Origin of the sequence: Microbispora sp. H13382 (genome assembly GCF_014161445.1) — a bacterium.
In the GTDB taxonomy this organism is placed as follows: domain Bacteria; phylum Actinomycetota; class Actinomycetes; order Streptosporangiales; family Streptosporangiaceae; genus Microbispora.
Window position 1 is genome coordinate 1 of record NZ_JABBXA010000050.1, and the last position, 1,199, is coordinate 1,199.

Here is a 1,199-nt window from a genome sequence, read left to right on the forward strand (position 1 = left end):
GACTGATCGCGCAGGGCAAGGGCATGAGCGACCTGCTGGAGCAGCAGGTGCCGCAGTCGATCACCCTGACCTCGGAGACCGTTACCAAGGACAACGCCGAGCAGTACCTGCCGACCGGCTTCGAATCGTGAGACCCGTCCTCGGGATCGGCATGGTCGGCTACGCGTTCATGGGCCGGACCCATTCCCAGGCCTGGCGCAGTGTGGACGCGTTCTTCGACCTGCCGATCAAACCCGCGATGGTGGCGGTGGCCGGCAGGTCCGCCGAGGGGACCGCGCAGGCCGCCGAGAAGCTGGGCTGGGCCCACGCGGAGACCGACTGGAAGCGGCTCCTCGAGCGTGACGACGTGCAGGTCGTCGACATCTGCACTCCCGGTGACAGCCACGCCGAGATCGCCGTCGCGGCGCTGGAGGCGGGCAAGCACGTTATCTGCGAGAAGCCGCTCGCCAACACGGTCGCCGAGGCCGAGGCCATGGTCGCCGCCGCCCGCGCGGCGGCGGCCCGCGGCGTGCGCAGCATGGTCGCCTTCAACTACCGCCGCGTGCCCGCCGTCTCGCTGGCCCGGCGGTTCGTCGAACAGGGCAGGCTCGGGGAGATCCGGCACGTGCGGGCGCAGTACCTGCAGGACTGGATCGTCGACCCGGAGTTCCCCCTGGTCTGGCGTCTGCAGAAGGACAAGGCCGGGTCCGGGGCTCTCGGCGACATCGGCGCCCACATCATCGACACCGCCGAGTTCATCACCGGTGAGCGGCTCGTCGGGGTGTCGGCGCTGACCGAGACCTTCGTCAAGGAGCGTCCCCTGGCCGCCAGCTCGGCCGGGCTCTCGGCCGGCGGCGGCGCCGGAAGGGGCGCGGTCACCGTCGACGACGCCGCGCTGTTCCTCGGCCGGCTCAGCGGCGGCGGCCTGGCGTCGTTCGAGGCCACCCGGTTCGCCACCGGGCACAAGAACGCGCTGCGGATCGAGGTCAACGGATCGCTGGGCAGCCTGTCCTTCGACTTCGAGGCGATGAACGAGCTGTGGTTCCACGACCACACCATCGGCAGTGCCGAGCACGGGTTCCGGCGGGTGCAGGTCACCGAGGCGGACCACCCGTACGCCGGGGCGTGGTGGCCGCCGGGTCACGGCCTCGGCTACGAGCACACCTTCACCCATGAGGTGAAGGACTTCATCGAGGCGGTGGCCGCCGGCACCGACCCCG

Annotated in this window: 1 protein-coding gene; it reads left to right on the forward strand. The window is 70.9% G+C overall.

Features of this window, described 5'->3' with window-relative positions:
• Positions 1 to 127: 127 nt before the first annotated feature.
• A partial coding sequence (locus tag HHX41_RS39410; RefSeq protein ID WP_310742385.1) for a Gfo/Idh/MocA family oxidoreductase occupies positions 128 to 1,199 on the forward strand: 1,072 nt, incomplete at its 3' end.